The organism is Streptomyces sp. NBC_00102 (assembly GCF_026343115.1).
Taxonomy (GTDB): domain Bacteria; phylum Actinomycetota; class Actinomycetes; order Streptomycetales; family Streptomycetaceae; genus Streptomyces.
This window is the reverse complement of record NZ_JAPEMC010000001.1, coordinates 3,406,622-3,425,112: the sequence shown is the minus strand read 5'-3', so window position 1 is coordinate 3,425,112 and position 18,491 is coordinate 3,406,622. Positions and strand designations below refer to the sequence as shown.

14 protein-coding genes are annotated in these 18,491 nt (G+C 70.2%); 6 read left to right on the top strand and 8 right to left on the bottom strand.

The features are described 5' to 3' along the window. Nucleotides 1–63: 63 nt before the first annotated feature. The 4 genes from OHA55_RS15240 to OHA55_RS15225 all read right to left on the bottom strand — a co-directional run bounded on the left by OHA55_RS15240 (nt 64) and on the right by OHA55_RS15225 (nt 3,541). The gene (locus tag OHA55_RS15240) at nt 64–1,509 is read right to left on the bottom strand and encodes a class E sortase (protein WP_266710671.1); all 1,446 of its coding nucleotides are present in this window, start codon (nt 1,507–1,509) and stop codon (nt 64–66) included. Between the two features lie 305 nt (nt 1,510–1,814). Continuing rightward, nucleotides 1,815–2,453, bottom strand: a complete 639-nt coding sequence (locus OHA55_RS15235) for an aminodeoxychorismate/anthranilate synthase component II (RefSeq protein WP_266706646.1) — start codon at nt 2,451–2,453, stop codon at nt 1,815–1,817. Then, nucleotides 2,450–2,635 (bottom strand): hypothetical protein, encoded by a 186-nt coding sequence (locus OHA55_RS15230; RefSeq protein WP_266706645.1) that lies wholly within the window; start codon nt 2,633–2,635, stop codon nt 2,450–2,452. The genes OHA55_RS15235 and OHA55_RS15230 overlap by 4 nt, the downstream gene beginning before the upstream one ends. Nucleotides 2,636–2,773: 138 nt before the next feature. Then, on the bottom strand, nt 2,774–3,541 hold the full coding sequence (locus tag OHA55_RS15225) for a DUF881 domain-containing protein (RefSeq protein ID WP_266706644.1): 768 nt from the start codon (nt 3,539–3,541) through the stop codon (nt 2,774–2,776). A gap of 137 nt (nt 3,542–3,678) precedes the next feature. On the opposite strand from OHA55_RS15225, the gene crgA reads away from it, so the two are divergent. Beyond that, nucleotides 3,679–3,933 carry a cell division protein CrgA gene (crgA, locus tag OHA55_RS15220; protein ID WP_266706643.1) on the top strand — a complete coding sequence of 85 codons (255 nt, stop codon included), beginning with the start codon at nt 3,679–3,681 and terminating at the stop codon, nt 3,931–3,933. Between the two features lie 496 nt (nt 3,934–4,429). Here crgA and OHA55_RS15215 read toward each other — a convergent pair whose 3' ends face one another. Further along, nucleotides 4,430–5,335, bottom strand: a complete 906-nt coding sequence (locus tag OHA55_RS15215) for a rhomboid family intramembrane serine protease (protein WP_266706642.1) — start codon at nt 5,333–5,335, stop codon at nt 4,430–4,432. 249 nt (nt 5,336–5,584) lie between these two features. Continuing rightward, nucleotides 5,585–6,112: a peptidylprolyl isomerase gene (locus tag OHA55_RS15210; RefSeq protein WP_266706641.1), complete on the bottom strand. Its 528-nt coding sequence runs from the start codon at nt 6,110–6,112 to the stop codon at nt 5,585–5,587. A 329-nt stretch (nt 6,113–6,441) separates the two neighbouring features. Between OHA55_RS15210 and OHA55_RS15205 the strand changes: the two genes are divergently transcribed. Both OHA55_RS15205 and OHA55_RS15200 read left to right on the top strand, forming a co-directional pair. Continuing rightward, a complete protein-coding gene (locus OHA55_RS15205; protein ID WP_266710669.1) occupies nt 6,442–7,152 on the top strand; it encodes a DUF5324 family protein in 711 nt (236 codons plus the stop codon). Nucleotides 7,153–7,464: 312 nt separating this feature from the next. Then, nucleotides 7,465–8,796, top strand: a complete 1,332-nt coding sequence (locus OHA55_RS15200) for a PP2C family protein-serine/threonine phosphatase (RefSeq protein ID WP_266706640.1) — start codon at nt 7,465–7,467, stop codon at nt 8,794–8,796. A gap of 66 nt (nt 8,797–8,862) precedes the next feature. On the opposite strand, the gene OHA55_RS15195 is transcribed toward OHA55_RS15200, so the two are convergent. After that, entirely contained in the window at nt 8,863–10,026 is a 1,164-nt protein-coding gene (locus tag OHA55_RS15195) for an ROK family transcriptional regulator (RefSeq protein ID WP_266706639.1), read from the bottom strand. Nucleotides 10,027–10,529: 503 nt separating this feature from the next. On the opposite strand from OHA55_RS15195, the gene OHA55_RS15190 reads away from it, so the two are divergent. Further along, entirely contained in the window at nt 10,530–13,790 is a 3,261-nt protein-coding gene (locus OHA55_RS15190) for a glycoside hydrolase family 3 C-terminal domain-containing protein (RefSeq protein WP_266706638.1), read from the top strand. A 267-nt stretch (nt 13,791–14,057) separates the two neighbouring features. On the opposite strand, the gene OHA55_RS15185 is transcribed toward OHA55_RS15190, so the two are convergent. Beyond that, nucleotides 14,058–14,993, bottom strand: coding sequence for a LuxR C-terminal-related transcriptional regulator (locus OHA55_RS15185; RefSeq protein WP_266706637.1), 936 nt, complete (start codon nt 14,991–14,993; stop codon nt 14,058–14,060). Nucleotides 14,994–15,357: 364 nt separating this feature from the next. Here OHA55_RS15185 and OHA55_RS15180 point away from each other — a divergent pair, with 364 nt between their 5' ends. Both OHA55_RS15180 and OHA55_RS15175 read left to right on the top strand, forming a co-directional pair. After that, entirely contained in the window at nt 15,358–16,107 is a 750-nt protein-coding gene (locus OHA55_RS15180; protein ID WP_266706636.1) for an SDR family oxidoreductase, read from the top strand. 194 nt (nt 16,108–16,301) lie between these two features. Beyond that, entirely contained in the window at nt 16,302–18,485 is a 2,184-nt protein-coding gene (locus tag OHA55_RS15175) for an iron-containing redox enzyme family protein (RefSeq protein WP_266706635.1), read from the top strand. The last annotated feature ends 6 nt before the right edge of the window (nt 18,486–18,491 follow it).

Here is an 18,491-nt window from a genome sequence, read left to right as displayed (position 1 = left end):
GCAACCGTCCCTTTTCCTGGGGTTGTCCGCCATCGGGACGTTCCGCCCGCGAGAGCACTGCCGTCAGTCCAGGAGGGCGTCGGGCTTGCCCTTGCTCCGAGGCCGCTCGTCGACCATCTTGCCCCAGACGATGAGGCGGTACGTACTGGTGAACTCCGGCGTACAGGTCGTCAGAGTGATGTACCGGCCGGGCGCCGTGAACCCCGACCCGGCAGGCACCGGACTGATCACTGACACGTTGGACGGCGAGGTCTGCGCGAGGGTCTTCGTCATCTCGTACGTGTAGTACGCGTCCTGGGTCTCGACCACGACCTTGTCGCCCGGAACCAGTTTGTTGACGTAACGGAACGGCTCACCGTGGGTGTTGCGGTGCCCGGCCAGCGCGAAGTTGCCCTGGGCGTCCGAGGGCATCGCGGTCTTCAGCGCACCCTCGCCGTAGTGGCCGACCATGCCCCGGTCGAGCACCTTCTCCTTGCTGGTGCCCTCCGCGATGGGCGCGACGACGTCGAGTTTCGGGATGTGGATGATCGCGAAGCCCTGGCCCGGCGCGAAGGTCCCCGGGTCCCGCTCGCCCGCCGCCCACTGATCCTGGATCTTGTGGGTCTCCTGACCGGCGATCCGGTCGGCCCGGACATTGGTCCACCAGAGCTGGTAGGCCACGAAGAGCAGCATCAACACACCGAGCGATATGAAGAGTTCGCCCACGACCCGGCTGACGACGACGGCCGGACTGTCCTTGGCCGCCCGAGCCGCCCTGCGGGCCTCCACCCGGGACATCGGCCGGGCGGGACCGGCGCCCCCGCTCGCCGCGCCCGGGCCGCTCCCCCCGGGCGGCACCGGGGCCTGCGGCGCCTTGCGGCGGCCGCCCGCCTTGGCCGCCCTACGGCGCTCGGCCCGGCCGCCGGGAGGCGGTACGTCCTGCGGGGCCCCGCCCGCGCGGACCGGGCCCACCGTCCGCAGGGCGACGGTCTCGTCGTGCGGCGGGAGCCGGTCGTGGTCGCGCTCGGGAAGGTCCAGCGGGGGCAGGACGGTGGTCGCCGCCTCGTCCGGGAACGCACTGGGGAACGACGGGGCGGAGAGGTCCTGTGCGCGGGGAGCTCGCGTGGAGGAGTCCTGCGTGAAGGGTGGCTGCGCAACAGGTTCCTGCGTGCCGGGAGCCTGCGTGCCGGGTGCCTGCGTGCCGGGTGCCTGCGTGCCGGGAGCCTGCGTGCCGGGTGCCGCTCCGGCGGCCGGGGACGCGTGGCGGCCGGAGGCCCGGGCGGGACCCGGCGCGGGGGCGCCACCATCCGCAGTCGGCACGTTGCCGGTGGCGAAGCCCGACGCGGTGGGGCCGGCGGGGCCGGACGGTCCGGCGGCGGCCGTCCGCGGTTCCTGCCCGTACCAGTCACGGCGGTAGCCCTCGGGGTCGTACCACTCGCCGGGCTCGGCGGACGGCCCAAGGCCCTCCTGCGGCCCGTACGGGGCCTGTTGGGGGTTCTGGTGACCCTGGGGCCGGACGGGCTGCCGCACCGGCCGTGGGCGGCCCGTACGGGGTCGCAGGGAGCTCTCCACCACCACACCCTCCACCACCCGGCCCCCCGCGGACGGGCGTTCGGTGGACGAACCCCCCGGCAGCGGCCCCTCCCGCGGCGGTCCGCCCGGCGCGCTCTCCGCCGGGCCGTTCCCGGCGTGGCGGGCTCCGGGCGGTGCGTACCCGCCCGGCAGCGGGTCGTTCAACGGGTCCGCCAGCCGGCCCACCGCGTCCTCGAACGAACCGTCCGTCCCGCGCCCGGGCGGGTACTCCTGCCCGGCGTCGTGCTCGGGACGGAGTGCGGTCACGCGACGGCCTTGCCCACCACCGGCGTGAGCCCCGCCGATCTGTCGACCGCGCCCGCGTCGCCGCACCGCACGAGCCAGTTGGCCAGCATCAGGTGGCCGTGCTCGGTGAGCACCGACTCGGGGTGGAACTGCACTCCCTCGACGGGGAGTTCGCGGTGGCGCAGCCCCATGACGATGCCGTCGGCCGTCCGTGCGGTGACCTCCAGCTCCGCGGGGAACGCGGAGGGTTCGGCGGCCAGCGAGTGGTAGCGGGTCGCGGTGAAGGGCGACGACAGGCCCGCGAAGACGCCCTGCCCGTCGTGGGACACCGGCGAGGTCTTGCCGTGCAGCAGCTCCGGCGCCCGGTTCACGACCCCGCCGTACGCCACGGTCATCGCCTGCATGCCCAGGCAGACGCCGAAGACCGGAACGCCCGTCGCCGCGCAGTGGCGCACCATGTCGATGCAGACACCGGCCTGTTCGGGAGCGCCGGGGCCGGGCGAGAGAAGGACCCCGTCGAAACCGTCCTGCGCGTGGGCGGTGGTGACCTCGTCGTTCCGGACCACCTCGCACTCCGCGCCGAGCTGGTAGAGGTACTGCACGAGGTTGAAGACGAAGCTGTCGTAGTTGTCCACGACCAGAATGCGTGCGCTCACTGCCCTGCCTCCGCTCCGGCGCTCTGGCCGTCCACCGTCACGTCGCCGAACGGGAGCAGCGGCTCCGCCCAGGGGAAGACGTACTGGAACAGTGCGTAGACGACTCCCAGGACGAGCACGAGCGAGATGATCCCCCGCACGAACGCGTTGCCCGGCAGATGCCGCCAGATCCAGCCGTACATGCTGCCCCTCCATTCGGTTCGGGACCAGACTAAAGGTCGCCGGCCCGCACGTGGGGCAGCTGTGGAAAGCCGCCGGACGGCGGCGGAAGGCCGCGCTCCGTCCCACCGGGGCCGTGCGGCCCCCCGCCCGGGCCGTCGCTATCCGACGGGCTGCGCGTAGTGCAGATCGATCGTGCCCGAGTACGCGGGCAGGGTCGTGCCGTCGTCTTCGTCGAGCTTCCAGCCGAGCCCGTAGGCCTTCACGTACAGCTGGTAGTTCTGCAGCGCCGTGGAAGCGTCCAGCGCCGCCCGCAGCTTGTCGGGGTCGCCCACGGCCGTGACCTTGTACGGGGGCGAGTAGACGCGGCCCTGGAGGATCAGGGTGTTGCCGACGCAGCGGACGGCGCTGGTGGAGATGAGCCGCTGGTCCATGACCTGGATGCCCTGCGCACCGCCGTTCCAGAGCGCGTTGACGACCGCCTGCAGATCCTGCTGGTGGATCACCAGGTCGTTGGGCTGGGGCTCCGGGTAACCGGGGTTCGCGGTGGCGTCCGGCGGGGCGTCGTCGAGCGTCACGCTGACCGACTTCCCGGTGATCGCCGTGGTCCCGGCCGTTTTCTCCAGCGCCTCGCGCCGGGTGTCCTCCGCCTCCGTACTGCCGTCGTCACGCTGTACGAGCGCATCGATCTGCGCGCGCACGGCCGCGTTCGAGTCGGTCAGCAGGCCGTTCTTGTCGCTCCGCTCGCCGATGAGGTCGGAGAGCTTGAGCAGGGAGGAATCGCTGCGGATGTTGGTGCCCTTGGCCGTGTTGGCACTGGCCACGAAGATCAGACCGGCGAGTGCGAAAACGGCAGCGGTGAGCAGCCGGACCGGCCGTTTCGAGGTACGCCGGGCCGCCTCTTCGGGAGAGTCCGCGAGATTGCTCAACGTACCCTTATCTCATCAGGCGCCATGGAAGCACTACGCTAACGGACGCCCGGGGGAGGCAGCTTCCCCCCAGCGCCCTCGGGCGCCAGCCAAAGATCACTGCGCGGTCACGCAGCGCATCGACAGGAGCGTTCCTCGTGCCGAAGTCACGTATCCGCAAGAAGGCCGGTTTCACGCCCGTCGCGGCGAACCAGGCGACCACCATCAAGCTGGGCAACCGCGGCTGGATCGCGCCGGTGATGCTGGGGCTCTTCCTCATCGGACTGGCCTGGATCGTCCTGTTCTACGTGACCGACGGCTCGCTGCCCATCGAGGCGCTCCACAACTGGAACATCGTGGTCGGCTTCGGACTCATCGGCGGCGGCTTCGGCGTCTCCACGCAGTGGAAGTAGCCCACTGACCCGGCTGTCCCCCCGCTCCTGCCGCCCCTTCCCCGCGGCATGCGCGACAACTGCCTGACCCCGTAGGACCGCGTCACCCGAGATACCGGCGGAACCCGTGCGACCACGGTGTCCGGCCGGCCTTCCGGATGTCCGCTCCTGCCTGCGCTCCTGCCTGCCGGGCGGTGGCCGGAGGGCATCCGGGCAGCTGCTCGCCAGCTGCCCGCCCGGGCTGCCCGGCCGGGTGCCGGACCCGTTTCACAAGCCCTGCCCTGAAGTTACCCACAGAGTTATCCACAACCGGGGGAAAAGGTCAGACGATCTGTGGATAACCTACGCCGAAGTTGACGCCGGTGTGACTACAGCCTCCCTCATCGCGGGGGGCTGTAGCGCCGTTCCGGGACAGAAAGACCCTGTTCAGTGACGGTCCGAACACGAGTACCCCACCCTCCGCAGCCTCCTCGTCCCACTCTGTGGATAACCCTGTCCCAGGAGTGGACAGAATCTGTCAGGTGAGTGCAGCGGTGCGCGCAAGAACGATCACAACCGATACTGCCAACACCAGCCCACAGGCCCCGAACTGCACCAGGTTCCGCCGCGCGCGAGGCGCGTGGACCAGGGCGACGGCGATGAGCGTTCCGGCGACCAGACCGCCGAGATGGGCCTGCCACGCGACACCCGACCGCAGGCTGAAGAGCACGTTCAGCGCCAGGATGACGAGGGCCGGCCGCAGGTCGTAGTTCATCCGCCGCATGAGCACGACGGTGGCGCCGAGCAGACCGAAGACAGCGCCGGAGGCTCCCAGGGAACCCTGGTTCTGCGCACTCAGCCAGTAGGTGACCGCACTGCCCGCCAGCCCCGACAGCAGATACAGCGCGAGAAAGCGGACACGGCCGAGCGCGGCCTCCAGGGGCCCGCCCAGCCACCACAGCCCGAGCATGTTGAAGGCGATGTGCAGCAGTTCCTCGTGGAGGAACATCGAGGTGAGCAGGCGGTACCACTGCCCCTCGGCGACCCCCGCGAGAGTGCCGGGGAAAGGCTGGGGGTCCCAGGCCCGGCCCACCAGCAGCAGGTCCTGGACCAGCCACGACCTGCCGGTGAGCCACACGGCGGCGAAGACCGCCACATTGATCGCGAGCAGGACCTTCGTGACCAGCCGCGGATCCGCGGCCACCGCGCCGCCGGTGATCGTACGGGGCCGCGCGGCGGCCGGGTGGTGGCCCGTACCCGCTCCGCTCCGAACGCATTCCGGGCAGTGGAAGCCCACGGAGGCGCTGATCATGCACTCGGTGCAGATCGGCCGCTCGCACCGGGTGCAGCGGATTCCGGTCCCGCGGTCCGGATGGCGGTAGCAGAACCATGTCGCCCCGCCCTCGGCGGACGGGTCTCGGTTTGCCGGCGGCTGCTCGTCCATCGGTCCCGACCTTTCGGTCCGTCGCTGCCAGTCCTGTCACTGCCAGTCCTGGTCCGTTATGTAACCGTACGGACCGTCGGTCCCGATGGTTCCCCGCACGGAAAACCCGCTGCGGACGGACGACGACCGGCGGGTCCACCACAGGGCCACGGATGGGCGGGTCAGCAGCCCACGGGCGGCAGGCCGGCGGTCGGGGGCAGCGGTCGAGGGGCAGCGGGGTCGAGGGGCAGCGGCCGGCGGGCCGGCGGGTCAGCGGTGCTCGACCACGACCGACTCCAGCACGACGTCCTGGAGCGGCCGGTTCGTCCTCGGGTTGGCGGGGAGCGACGCGATCGTGTCCACGACCTTGCGGCCGGCCGCACCGGGGACCTCACCGAAGATCGTGTGCTTGCCCGTCAGCCACGCGGTGGGCGACACGGTGACGAAGAACTGCGAACCGTTCGTCCCCGGGCCGGCGTTGGCCATGGCCAGCAGATAGGGCCGGGTGAACGCGAGATCGGGATGGAACTCGTCCGGGAACTCGTATCCCGGACCTCCGGTGCCGTTCCCGAGCGGATCACCGCCCTGGATCATGAAGTTGTCCAGGACCCGGTGGAAGACCGTCCCGTCGTAGAGCCGCCCGGCGGACCGGACACCCGTCGCCGGGTGGATCCACTCACGGGCACCGGAGGCGAGGTCGACGAAGTTCCGGACGGTCCTGGGGGCGTGGTCCGGCAGGAGCCGGATCTCGATGTCGCCCTGGCTCGTCCTCAGGGTGGCGTACAACTGCTCGGCCACGGTCTGCCTTCCATCAATCCTCGGTCTGCGCGGTGAAACTCCCCGATCCTCGCACGGCGGACTCTTCCCGGGCGGTGACCGCGGACGGCACTTCTCCCCGTGCCCCGTCCGGATGCTTCGCCGGGACACACCCGGCCGTGCGGGCGCCCGTACGACGCGCCTCCACCGGAACCGTGGCATCGTCGTCCACGCACTCCACGAATCGGATTGACCGCATTTGTCCCATGACCCGGATGCCCGTCCCGCATGCCGCGCAGTACCCCCGCAGGCATGATTTCCGCATGGGCGGACAGGCGGAGTACCTACCCGCCACCAAGGAGGAGGATCCCGTGACCCGCATCGACAGCGTGCGCGCCGCAACCGACTCGGCGAAGGAAAGCGCGCAGCACGCCGCGGAAGTGGTGGCGCCCTACGCCGACACAGCCAAGATCCAGGCCGCGCACTACGCCAACGAGGCTCGCGTGCGCCTCGCACCCAAGGTGTCGGCAGCAGCACAGCAGGCCCGTGTGCAGTACGTCGCGCATGTCGCGCCCCGCATCGACCAGGCCCTGGCCCACGTACCCCCGAAGGTCGACGACGCCGCCCGGGTCGCCGTCGTACGAACCCACAAGGCGGCGAAGAACGCGGCCGGTTACACGGTCCCCCGCTTCGAGTACGCGGTGGCCGCCGCCACACCGGTCGCCGCGGAGGCCCAGGTACGCAGCGCGGCGGCGCTGGCCGCACTGCGCGGCCAGGTCACCGCCAAGGACATCAACCGGCTCGCCAAGAAGAACGCGTGCCGCGCGAAGTCCGGCCGGCTCTTCAAGGGAATCCTCGTCCTCTCGCTGGTCACTGCCGGCGCCTGCGCCGCCTGGCGCTGGTGGGACCGGCAGGCCAACCCGGACTGGCTGGTGGAGCCCTCCGAGCCCACCGCGGCCGGCGACGCCCAGTCGCCCCTGACCTCGGTCGACGGCACCGACCTGGACACCGGGATCAGGACCACGCAGGCGGACGCCGAGGCCGGCGACCCGAACGGGAAGAACCGCGGCGACCAGCCCTGACCACGACCCGGTCCCTCCGCGCCGTTCGGTGTTTCACGTGAAACGTGAAACGTGAACCGTGAACCGTGAACCGTGAACCGTGAAACGGCCGCACCCTCCCGCTCGTCATCGTTCCCGCTCCACCGTGTCCGCTCCACCGAGGGGCGCCCGACGACCACCGTGTCGTCCGGCGCCCCTCGGTCGTGTCCGGCATCCCTCGGTCGTGTCCGGCATCCGGCCTCGGGTACGGCCCCGGAGCATCCGATCGGCGCGGGGGCAGGATCGCCCGACCGCGCGGATGCGGGGCGTCGTGGACCGTGATTCGCTGGCCAGGTGCCCTCCAGCTCTTCTCAGCAGGCCACCCCACCGGAGTCCGACCCGGTATCCACCCCCCAGGGAAGCGGGTTCCTCCGGCGTCAGCCTCTGCTGGACCGGGCCGTGGTGGTGGTCCTGGGGCGGCCCCGCAGACGGCTCGGCTGGCTGCTGCCACTCGCTCTGCTCGTGGTCGTCTGCTTCGCCGACTGGAACACCTCGGGCGACTTCCGGGTGCTGTCCTGGCTCGTGGTGGTACCGGTCGTGGCCGCCGCTCTCTGCCCGGTCGGGACCACCGCGCTGTTCGCGGTCGCCGCGGTGATCGCGTACCGGGGAATCGACCAGGCGTGGGAGCACGAGTACCGGGCGGGACTGCCCGACTTCATCCTCGTCTCCATGGGCGGACTGCTCGCCGTGGCGGCCGCCTGGCTGCGCCGCCGGGGGGAGCGGCGCGCGCTCGCCGTCCGGAACGTGGCGGACACCACGCGGGCGACCGTGATCCGACCGCTCCCGCCCAGCTGGGGCGGGCTGCTCCACGCGCACATCTACCTGCCCGCGGACGCGGAAGCCCGGCTCGGCGGCGACTTCTACGACGTCCAGCCGAGCCCTTGGGGAACCCGCGCACTGCTGGGCGACGTACAGGGCAAGGGCCTGGGAGCCGTGGCGGTCGCCGCCAACCTGCTGGGCACCTTCCGTGAGGCCGGGTTCCACCAGCCGGACCTGCGAGTCGTGGCCGAGCGCATGGAGATCCGGATGGAGCGCAACCGTCTGTACGAGCAGGCGATGGGTTACAAGGACGGCGACCGGTTCGCCACCGCCGTGCTGCTGGATTTCCCGGCGCCCGGTTCGACCGGCGGGTACGTCGACGTCATCAACTTCGGGCACGATCCACCCTTCGCGGTCAGCGCGCGCGGCGTCCGCCGGCTGGACGGCGACCGCGGCAGGCTCCCGCTCGGCCTCAACGAGCTGGCCCCGGCGTCGGACCGGTCCGCGGGGCCGTACCGGGTACGCGTAGCGGATGACGAGACCCTGCTGCTCACCACGGACGGGGTGACGGAGGCCCGTGACCGGGCGGGCGATTTCTTCCCGCTGGCCGAGGCGCTGGAGGCGGCCGTGACCGAGGACCCGCAGCTCGCCGAGTCGCCGTACCGCCTGGTCAGGGCCGTGCGGGACAGGATGCTGCGGCATGTCTACGGGCAGCTCCAGGACGACACCACGATCTTCGCCGTGCGGGTGGCGCCATCCTCCGCGGGACCGGTTCCCCAGGCGCTGCCCCTCGGCGAGTGGACCGAGTTCTCCCCGTCCACCACCGCCCTGCCCGGCCGCCAGGACTCATCCGAGCCGCCCCGCTGACGACCCGCGCGAAGCGACCCGCCGACGACCCGCGCGGGACCGCCGGCCGGACACCGGTGACACCGTCTACTCCGGTACGAGCGTGGTGGCGAGCCGGAGCGCGCCCAGCAGCTCTGCCCGGGTGCCGAGCCCGGCGGGGAGGATGTCCAGCCCGTCCGCGATGGCCGGCTGGGCGTGCTGGCGGATCGCGGTGGCGACACCTTCGACGAGTGCCCGGGTGGAGGTGCCCAGTTCCCCGCCCACGATCAGCGCCGAGGGGTTGAGGAGGTTGCAGAACGAGGCGAGGACGCCGCCGAGCGTCCGGCCGGCGCCGTCCAGGATTCGATCGGTGACGGGGTCGTTCACCTGCGTGGCGAAGCGTGGACCGGGCACGACTCCGGGATGGGTGTGGGCGATCTGCGCCGCGAGGGCGGAGACCGACACCACGGTCTCCAGGCAGCCCCGGTTACCGCAGCGGCACATCTCGGTGTGGCCCGGCAGCTGGGTGTGCCCGATCTCGCCCGCATACCCCAGCGCCCCTCGGTAGGGCGCTCCGCCGACGACGATGCCCGCCCCGATGCCGTGCGAGACCTTGACGTAGAGGAAGTCGTTGTAGCAGCGGCCGACGCCGAGGTGCAGTTCTCCGTACGCGCCGAGGAGGGCGTCGTTCTCCGCGTGCACGGGTACGCCGAGGCGCTGTTCCAGCTCCTTGCGGGGAGCGAGGCCCACCCAGCTCGACAGGATGGTGGGGGAGCGGACCAGCCCTGATCCGGTGTCGAGCGGACCGGGCACTCCGGCGACGACGGCACCGAGCCGGTCGATCCCGAGCGATCCGCGCAGTCCGTCGACCATCCCCGCCGCACGGTCGATCGCCTCGACGGCACGCAGATCGACGTCGAGCTCCACCCGTTCCTCGGCGACGGGCCTGCCGAGGGAATCGCCCAAGGCCACGTTGATGTGGTTGTGACCGAAGTCGATGGCCGCCACCGGGGCGTCCCCGTCCCGGGGTACGGCGCGGAGCACCGCTGCGGGACGGCCGCTGCCGGAGCCCGGTCCGCCGCCCTCCGCCTGTGTCTCGGTGACGCGTTCGTCGGCGAGCAGCCGTGCCACCGCGTGGTTGACGGTGCTCCGGGAGAGCCCGCTGAGTTCGACGATCCGCGCACGGGTCAGATGACCCGACGACTGGATGTGCCGGAAGACGTCCTCGCGAGTCCGGTCGCGGGGCGAGGAGCCTGCTGGCGTCTGGGGCATGCGCAGATCCTAAGGTCATGCCGCCCGTACGCGGCGGGTGTGCGACGACTCCCGTTCACCCTCAAGTGCCGCCGCCCGTAACCGAATAGCCCGCCACGGGAGTCGTCCGAGGGACCTGGTTTCCGACAACCTGTGAACCGAGTTCTGGATACATGAACCTCCTCGGAACGCCGACGGCACCTTCCCCGTCCGACCCCTCCGGAACCGGTTCCGGGGCTCGAACGCTCTCAACAACCCCTCTGACGTGCCCTTATAGCAGAACGTCCGCCCACTGTCACGGTGTCCGACCAGAGGGAGAAGCCGATCATCATTTAGCCAATCAAGGGTCGAAAACCTCGCGAAACTCATCATGTTTTTGCCATTGACCACAGAAAAGGTCGCTCTTAGGGTCAGCTCAGCTCACGCCGAGCGGACGATCCTTCCGCAGACCTCCGGGCAGGAGGTTTGCCCGTCCGGCGTGAACCTCCTATCTGGACATTGCGGTTGAGAGAGGACTTACTGACATGTACACCACACGTCTCCCCAGAGGTGCGCGCCGAGGCCGGGCCATCGCGATCGCCGCTGCCACCGCGGTCGTCGCCGGCATCGTCTTCACCGGAGTTCCCGCGGCCTCCGCGGCCACCTCCGACCCCAACCCGGCTGCGCTGGAGCTGAAGAACGCGGCGCTGTCGCGGGAAGCCGCCACCCAGGGCATGGTCCTTCTCGAAAACCACGACCACGCGCTCCCGATCGCCAAAAAGGGCAACGTCGCGCTCTTCGGTGTCGGTGCCTACAAGACCGTCAAGGGCGGTACTGGCTCGGGCAACGTCAACAACCGGTACACGATCTCCGCCCGCCAGGGCCTGACCGACGCCGGCTACAAGGTCACCACCAGCGACGCCTACTGGTCCGCGATGACCCAGGCGTACGACACCAAGTACCCGGCCAGCGCGACGGGCAGCACCTTCGGCTCGACCGTCGACTACGCCTCCGTCGAGCAGCCGCTGACCGCCGCCAACGTGGCGCCCTCGGCCGCCACCGACACCGCGGTCTTCGTCGTGGCGAGGAACTCCGGCGAAGGTTCGGACCGCACCTCCGGCAAGGGCGACTACCAGCTCACCGACATCGAGCGCGCCAACCTGAAGCTGCTCGGCCAGACGTACAAGCGCGTCGTCGTGGTGCTGAACACCGGCGGCATCGTCGACACCTCGTTCTTCCAGCAGATCAACAGCGAGGTCAAGGACGCTCCCGGCGGCCAGGCGCTCGACGCGCTGCTGCTGATGAGCCAGGCCGGCCAGGAGAGCGGCGCCGCCCTCACCGAGGTGCTGAACGGCACCGTCACCCCGTCGGGCAAGCTCACCGACACCTGGGCCTCGCAGTACTCGTACTACCCGGCGTCCGCCACGTTCGGGAAGAACGACAACGACCCGCTGACGGAGCAGTACTCCGAGGGCATCTACGTCGGTTACCGCTACTTCGACTCGCTCTACAAGAAGCTCAACCCCGCCGACCCGTCGAGCGTCGTCAACTACGAGTTCGGCTACGGCCAGTCGTACACCGACTTCGACATCAAGGCGCAGCAGGTCAAGGCCGACGCCAAGACCGTCAAGGTCACCGCCAAGGTCACCAACACCGGGCACACCTACTCCGGCAAGGAGGTCGTCCAGGTCTACGTGTCGGCCCCGCAGACCGGGCTCGACAAGGCGTACCAGCAGCTCACCGGCTACGCGAAGACCGACAACCTCGCCCCCGGCCAGTCCCAGACGGTGACGATCAGCTTCGACACCACCTCGCTCGCCTCCTACGACGAGTCCCGCGCGGCCTACGTCCTGGACGCCGGCGACTACGTGGTGCGCGTCGGCAACTCCTCCCGCAACACGCACGTCGCGGCCCGCCTCAACCTCGCGAAGTCCGTGGTCACCGAGCAGGACCACACCGAGCTGAACGACCAGAAGCCCGCCACCGAGCTCACCAGCTCCACCTCCGACTTCTACACCTACCCGGGTGAGAAGTCGGAGATCGCGCGGGCCGACCGGATCAAGCTGAACCCGTCCTCGTTCCGTACGGAGAAGAAGGCGTCGCCGTACCAGCAGAACGTCTCGGTCGACTCCTCCTCCCCTTACTACGCCCTCGACGGCGACAAGATCTCTTCCACCACGGTCTACCTCGACCCGAAGCAGAAGAACTGGGAGGGCACCGGTTCGGCGTACGCCCCGAAGACCGGTGAGCAGGTCAAGCACGTGTCCACGAACACGGCGACCACCCTGTACGACGTCGCCAAGGGCAAGGCGACCATGGAGCAGTTCGTCGCCGGCCTGAGCGTCTCCCAGCTCGCCGACATCGTCGAGGGCTCCAGCGCCGCGGGCACCACGCTCACCGCCAAGGGCGCCGCCGGTTACACCACGCCGAACTACGAGAAGCTCGGCATCCCCGGCATGGCGCTGTCGGACGGCCCCGCCGGCCTCCGCCTCACGCAGCAGATCGGCACGGGCGACGCCGCCACCTACCAGTTCGGCACCGCCTGGCCCGTCGGCACCCTGCTCGCCCAGAGCTGGGACCGCGGCCTGGTCGCCGAGGTCGGTACGGCCGTCGGTGAGGAGATGCAGGAGTACGGCGTCCAGCTCTGGCTCGCGCCGGGCATGAACATCCACCGCGACCCGCTCAACGGCCGCAACTTCGAGTACTACTCGGAGGACCCGCTGGTCTCCGGCCTGACCGCCGCGGCCACCACCGAGGGCGTCCAGTCCATCCCCGGCGTCGGCGTGACGATCAAGCACTTCGCCGAGAACTCGCAGGAGACCAACCGCACCACCAGCAACTCGGTGATCGGTGAGCGCACGCTGCGCGAGATCGAGCTCAAGGGCTTCGAGATCGCGGTCAAGGCCGCCCAGCCGATGTCGGTGATGAGCTCCTACAACAAGATCAACGGCACCTGGACGGCGAGCAACTACGACCTGCTCACCGACCTGCTGCGCGGCGAGTGGGGCTACAAGGGCACGGTCATGTCGGACTGGGGCGGCAGCCACGGCTCGCTGACCTCGATGTACGCCGGCAACGACCTCATCGAGCCCGGTGGCAACCCGGCCGAGGTCATCAACGCCATCAAGCAGGTGGCGCCGACCACCGACGTCACGGGCCTGCCCGTGTACAACCGGACCGTCACCACCACCCGCACCTCCTACACCTGGCAGTTCGGCGGCTTCACGCCGTCGGCCACCGGTGGTACGACCCTGAACACCACCGTCGACGCCAAGACCGACCTGTCGAAGACCCCGCTGTCCGGCGAGACCGTCCGGGACGCGTATAACAACCAGGTGTTCACCGCGAACGCGAAGTACGCCTCGGTCGACGCCGCGTACAAGGCAGTCGCCGCACTGCTCGACCCGAGCGCCGCCGGTCTGACCGCCGCCCAGAAGGCCGGCATCAGCCTGACGAACGTCCAGCACGCCACGGCCGGTGACGACAGCAGCCCGGTGGTCGCCTACACCGTCGCGATCAAGGGCGACTACCCCGCCCAGGGCTACCCGCTGCGCCTCGGCGACCTCCAGCGCAGCGCGATCCGCGTCCTCACCACCGCCTCGCAGAGCTCGGCGTTCGAGGAGCTCGCCGGCCTGAACGGCGTGAAGGGCATCAAGGTCGGCCCGTACACCTCGCAGTTCAAGAACCTGGAGCCCGCGGTCACCGCGAAGCTGGGCAAGGTCTCGAAGAACAACGACGGCAAGGGCCACGGCTCGAACGGCAAGGGCCACGAGAACGGCCACGACAAGGGCCACTCGGGACACTGATCCACCGGTCCGGTGACTCCCCCCGGGGGGCACCGGGCCACGGAAGCCCCGCGGGGCGGCGGCACCGGCCGGTGCCGCCGCCCCGCCTTCCCGCACCTGCGCACGTCTGCCCCGGTCCGAACCCCTCGGACCGGGGCAGACGTGCGTGCGGCCCCGACCGCGGGCCGCGCGGTCCCGGCGGCACGCGGGGGGTGCCGGCCTCGTCGACGGCAACCCGCGCGGTGCGGCAGGGGACGGACCGATCCCCGAGCGCGAGACGCCGGCCCGCTACCTCTCGACCCTCATCCCCTGCAAGGCCAGTGAATACCCCAGCTCCGCCCGGCTCTTGCTGCCCTGGGCCTCCGACGCCCGCTTCACGTGGTTGGCGACGGAACGGACGCTGATGCCGAGCCGGTTGGCGATGACCTTGTCCGGATGGCCGGTCACCAGCAGTCTGAGGACGGACTGGTGTATGGCCTCACCGAGACTGTCGGGCCGCAGGATGCGCGGATTCATGGCGACCGGTTCGGCGCCGGACCAGACGTACTCGAAGGCTTTGACGAGGTGCTGGACGATGCCCGGGTTGCGGATGGCCAGCGCCGAGGTGCTGCGCTTCTCGACGCCGGGGATGAAGGCGATCTTCCGGTCGCACACGATCACGCGGTCGAACAGCTCGTCGACGGTGCGTATCTCGGCGCCGACGGCCGTCACCTGCTCGATGTAGGCGAGCGTCGCGTCGTGCTGGCGTACCGAGTGCTGATAGAGGGTCCGCTGCCGTACGCCGCGTGCGCCCAGCTCGCGGTCGCGTGCTATCGCCTCGGTGAGCAGCGCCTCGGACCGGCCGCCGCCCGGCTGCATCGTGAGGAGCTCCGTGGTGCAGGAGTTGACCGCCTGCTCCAGCGCGGCGCTGATGACGTCGGCACCGGTCAGCCGCCGGACCGTCTCGCCCTCGCCCTCCTCGTGGAGGGCCTCCATGTAGACGCTCTCCATGCGCGAGGCCTCGACGCGGAGCGAGGCCAGCTGGTGCTGGCTGTTCAGGATCGAGCGCTCGATGGGCTGGGTGAGCCCGAACAGAGCCACGTCCGGGGGAACAGGAATGAGCCCGTCCGCCGAGTGGGCCCCTTCGCGGAGCAGACCCAGCTGGACGACGCAGTCCGGCACCTCGCCCGTGATGCTGCCGGTCTTCAGGGCCGACCGATAGGCGGCGACCCCCAGGGCACACACGTGAATGTTTTCACTTTGCTGCACCTCGTCCGTTTTTTGGCACATATGGACCCCCTTCGTGTTCACGCACTGCAGCTAAACCCTCTCACAGCGTGTAGCCGCAAATATATTCGACAGAGTAATCTCCGCAAAGCGCCATCACATCGCCTTCACACTTTCCATTGAGTAAAGGAAAAGACATTGAAAAGAATCACGTTCGGTATCGCGACGCTCGCACTGCTCTCAGCCCTGGGAGGAACGGCTCATTTCGGGGCGATTCACAGCACGTCCGCCCCGGCCATTGCCGTGGAACACCTGGACGACTCGGCCTGGGGATGAAACCGGAAGTCCGGTCCAGAATTACTGAAATGATCAGGGGGGAAAAATGACTCGCACTGCCGTGGTCACCGGCGCGAGCAGCGGAATCGGCCGGGCCACCGCACGACGTCTCGCCAAGGACGGATACCGGGTGGTGCTCGTCGCCCGTCGCCCGGATCGACTGGCTGAAATCGCCGAGGAAATCGGCGGCTTGGCCGTCGTGTGCGACATCACCGACGAGGACGCCGTCCGGAAGACCCTGGGCACCCTCGGCAGCTGTGACGTCCTCGTGAACAACGCGGGTGGCGCCCACGGCGCCGAGCCGGTCGCCGAGGCATCCACCGCCGACTGGCAGTGGATGTTCGACGTCAACGTGCTGGGCACCCTGCGCGTGACGAAGGCTTTGCTGCCGCTACTGCGCAGGTCGGCTTCCGGGGGCACCATCGTCACGGTCACCTCGACCGCCGCCCAGGTCAACTACGAGGGCGGCGGCGGCTACAGCGCGGCCAAGCACGCCGAGCACGCGCTGAACGAAACCCTGCGCCTCGAATTGAGCGGCACACCCACGCGCGTGATCGAGATCGCACCCGGAATGGTGCACACCGACGAATTCGCACTCAATCGTTTCGCAGGCGACAGATCCCGGGCGGCCGCCGTTTACGAGGGAGTCGACAGGCCTCTCCTCGCCGACGACGTCGCGGAATGCATCGCTCTGGCCGTGGGCCTCCCCCAGCACGTGAACGTGGATCAGCTCGTCGTGCGCCCGGTGGCACAAGCCGCACAGCACAAGACCCACCGCGGTCCTCTTTTCAGCTGACTTCCCGAGCCGTAATCCGAAACGAAAGAACGGTACACCCATGTCTTTCTGGCGGAAAATTCAGGAAAAGATATTCCGGCGCAAGCGCCGAAAGAAGAACGACGCGTCCATCTATCCGATGTTCTGACTCGTCACCGAATCCCCGCATCTCGTCGCATCCGCCCGAAGCAGTGCACACGAACGGAGAACAGAGGTTGCACGGCCCCACGGCGACAGTCCCGTACCCCGCCGCCGACCCCGCGCCCGACAGCACCTCCACCGCACGGAACCTCTATGTGCGAGTGACCGACCCCGAGTGTCTGCTCCCGGACGGGCCGCTGCTCGACGCCCTGCGCGCGGAACTCGCCCGCGGACAGGGCGCACCGGGCGCGGACGTCGCCGCGCTCCGTTCCGAGGCCACCGCCTGGTGCGCCGAGGAGGAACGGCGGTACGGCGCGCTCCTGGAGCGCGCCACCGCCGCCGGTGCCCGGGAGAGCCTGGTGCGCAAGGCCGCGCTCGCCTCCGCACCGCTGGCCCTGCACTCCGGGGCATGGCTCCAGTGGCTGAGCGGGCCCGGCAACGCCGACGACCCGGCGGCGCTGCGCGTCCTCTCGCTCTACGCCTCCGACGTGGGCGTCGGACACCCGCATGCCTCCCGGGGCAGCGCCTACCTCACCGTCCTTCGCCGGCTGCGGCTGGCCGAGTACGCGGTACCCGGCTCCCGGCTGGCCCAGGACGAACGGGTCGGCGACGCGGCGTTCCACGTACCGGCCGTTCTGCTCGCCCTCGGGCGACGGCCCGACGACTTCCGTGCCGAGGTCCTCGGCGCCGATCTGTGTCTGCGGACACTCGGGCTGCTTCCGCCGCTGCGTCCGCTGCGGGCGGCGCACCCCGACGCGGGGGACTGGACCGCCGTCGACGCGGGGGCCGCGCGCGAACCCGGCGGGACCTCCGCCGCGGAGAGTGCGCTGGACGCGGTGGCCGCGCTGGCCGAGGACGGACCCGGGGACACGGCGGGGCGGGTCGTGAACGGCTTCGCCTGGGCACTCGAAGCGGTGCGCGCCTGGAGCGAGGACCTGTACGTACGGATGGAACAGGCCCTGGACCCGGCCTACGACATGGCCGAACTGCTGAGGCTGCGCGCCCGGGAGGGGGCTGTCTACCACGACGGCTTCCCGCTGGAGGGCAAGCCGCTGTCGCGGTGGCTGACGGAGAGCATGACCGACCCCGGTCCGCTGCTCGGCGCACTGGCACGCAGCCGCATGGTCAAACCCGGCAGGGCCGACAGCAGTTCGCTCGTCAACGGCCTGGTCGGGGAGCGCGGGCCCATGTTCCGGGTCTTCTCCGACGAGGACCTGGTGGTCGTCCGCCGCTGGATCGACGCGCTGCCTCCCCGCGACGCGGCGCCCGTCGAGCCGGCGGACCACCGCGACCGCCCCGCACCGGAACGGCTGCGCCTCGCGGTCCCCGGCCGGAACACGGCCGCCACCGATCCGGGACGCGCGCCGTCCGACCTGCGCGAGGCGTACTGGATGCTGCAGACCCGCGCGGGGACCCCGGCACTGCTCCAGTGGGCCGACGAGTACGTGCGTGGCTGGCTCGCCCGGTCGGGGCACGGGATGGCGGACGCCTCCGTCGGCCTGCCCGCGGTCTGGCCGGCCGGGGGTCTGCGCCCCTGGCTGCGGTCCGAACACGACCGCCACGGGACGGAGTTCACCGACGGGGCGGACATTCCGCTGCCCTCGCGGGAGGCCTTGGTCGACTCGACCGTGCAGCTCGCGCCGCTGACCCTGATCGACGGCGGCTGGCTCCAGGGCTTCACCGATTACGAGCAGGCGTCGTCCGAGATCGGGTTCTCGCTCTTCGAGACCTACTGGGACGAACTCGGCAACGGAGAGCCCCGGTTGAACCACCCGCTCATCTACCGCGAGGTGCTCACCGAGATGGGGGTGGAGCTGCCGCCGACCGGTTCCCGTGCCTTCTCCCTCTGGGACGGCTTCGACGACGCGTCCTTCGAGCTGCCCGTCTACTGGCTGTGCGTCGGCCGCTTCCCCCGCACGTTCCTGCCGGAGGTGCTCGGTCTCAACCTGGCCATGGAGCTGTCCGGCGTCGGGGGTTCCTACCGACGGGCCCGTATCGCGCTGAAGGAGTACGGCTTCAGCACCCGCTTCGTCGACATCCACAACACCATCGACAACGTCTCCAGCGGCCACTCCGCGTGGGCAGCCGACGCCGTCGACAGTCACCTGTCGGGCGTCGCCTCCTCTGCCGTCACCGAGACCTGGGCCCGTGTCCGTGCGGGTTACCGGTCGCTCAACCCGCCCTCGGGACTGCGGGCCAGGCGAGCGCAACGGCGCGCCCGGCGCACCGCCCCCACTCCCGTACGTCACGCTCGTTAGGAGCTG

Bases quoted from the DNA above. Each gene is read 5' to 3' on its own strand.
- OHA55_RS15215 (WP_266706642.1), bottom strand. From the start codon at position 5,335: ATGGACGAGCAGCCGCCGGCAAACCGAGACCCGTCCGCCGAGGGCGGG.
- OHA55_RS15190 (WP_266706638.1), top strand. From the start codon at position 10,530: ATGTACACCACACGTCTCCCCAGAGGTGCGCGCCGAGGCCGGGCCATC.
- OHA55_RS15180 (WP_266706636.1), top strand. From the start codon at position 15,358: ATGACTCGCACTGCCGTGGTCACCGGCGCGAGCAGCGGAATCGGCCGG.
- OHA55_RS15230 (WP_266706645.1), bottom strand. From the start codon at position 2,635: ATGTACGGCTGGATCTGGCGGCATCTGCCGGGCAACGCGTTCGTGCGG.
- OHA55_RS15195 (WP_266706639.1), bottom strand. From the start codon at position 10,026: ATGCCCCAGACGCCAGCAGGCTCCTCGCCCCGCGACCGGACTCGCGAG.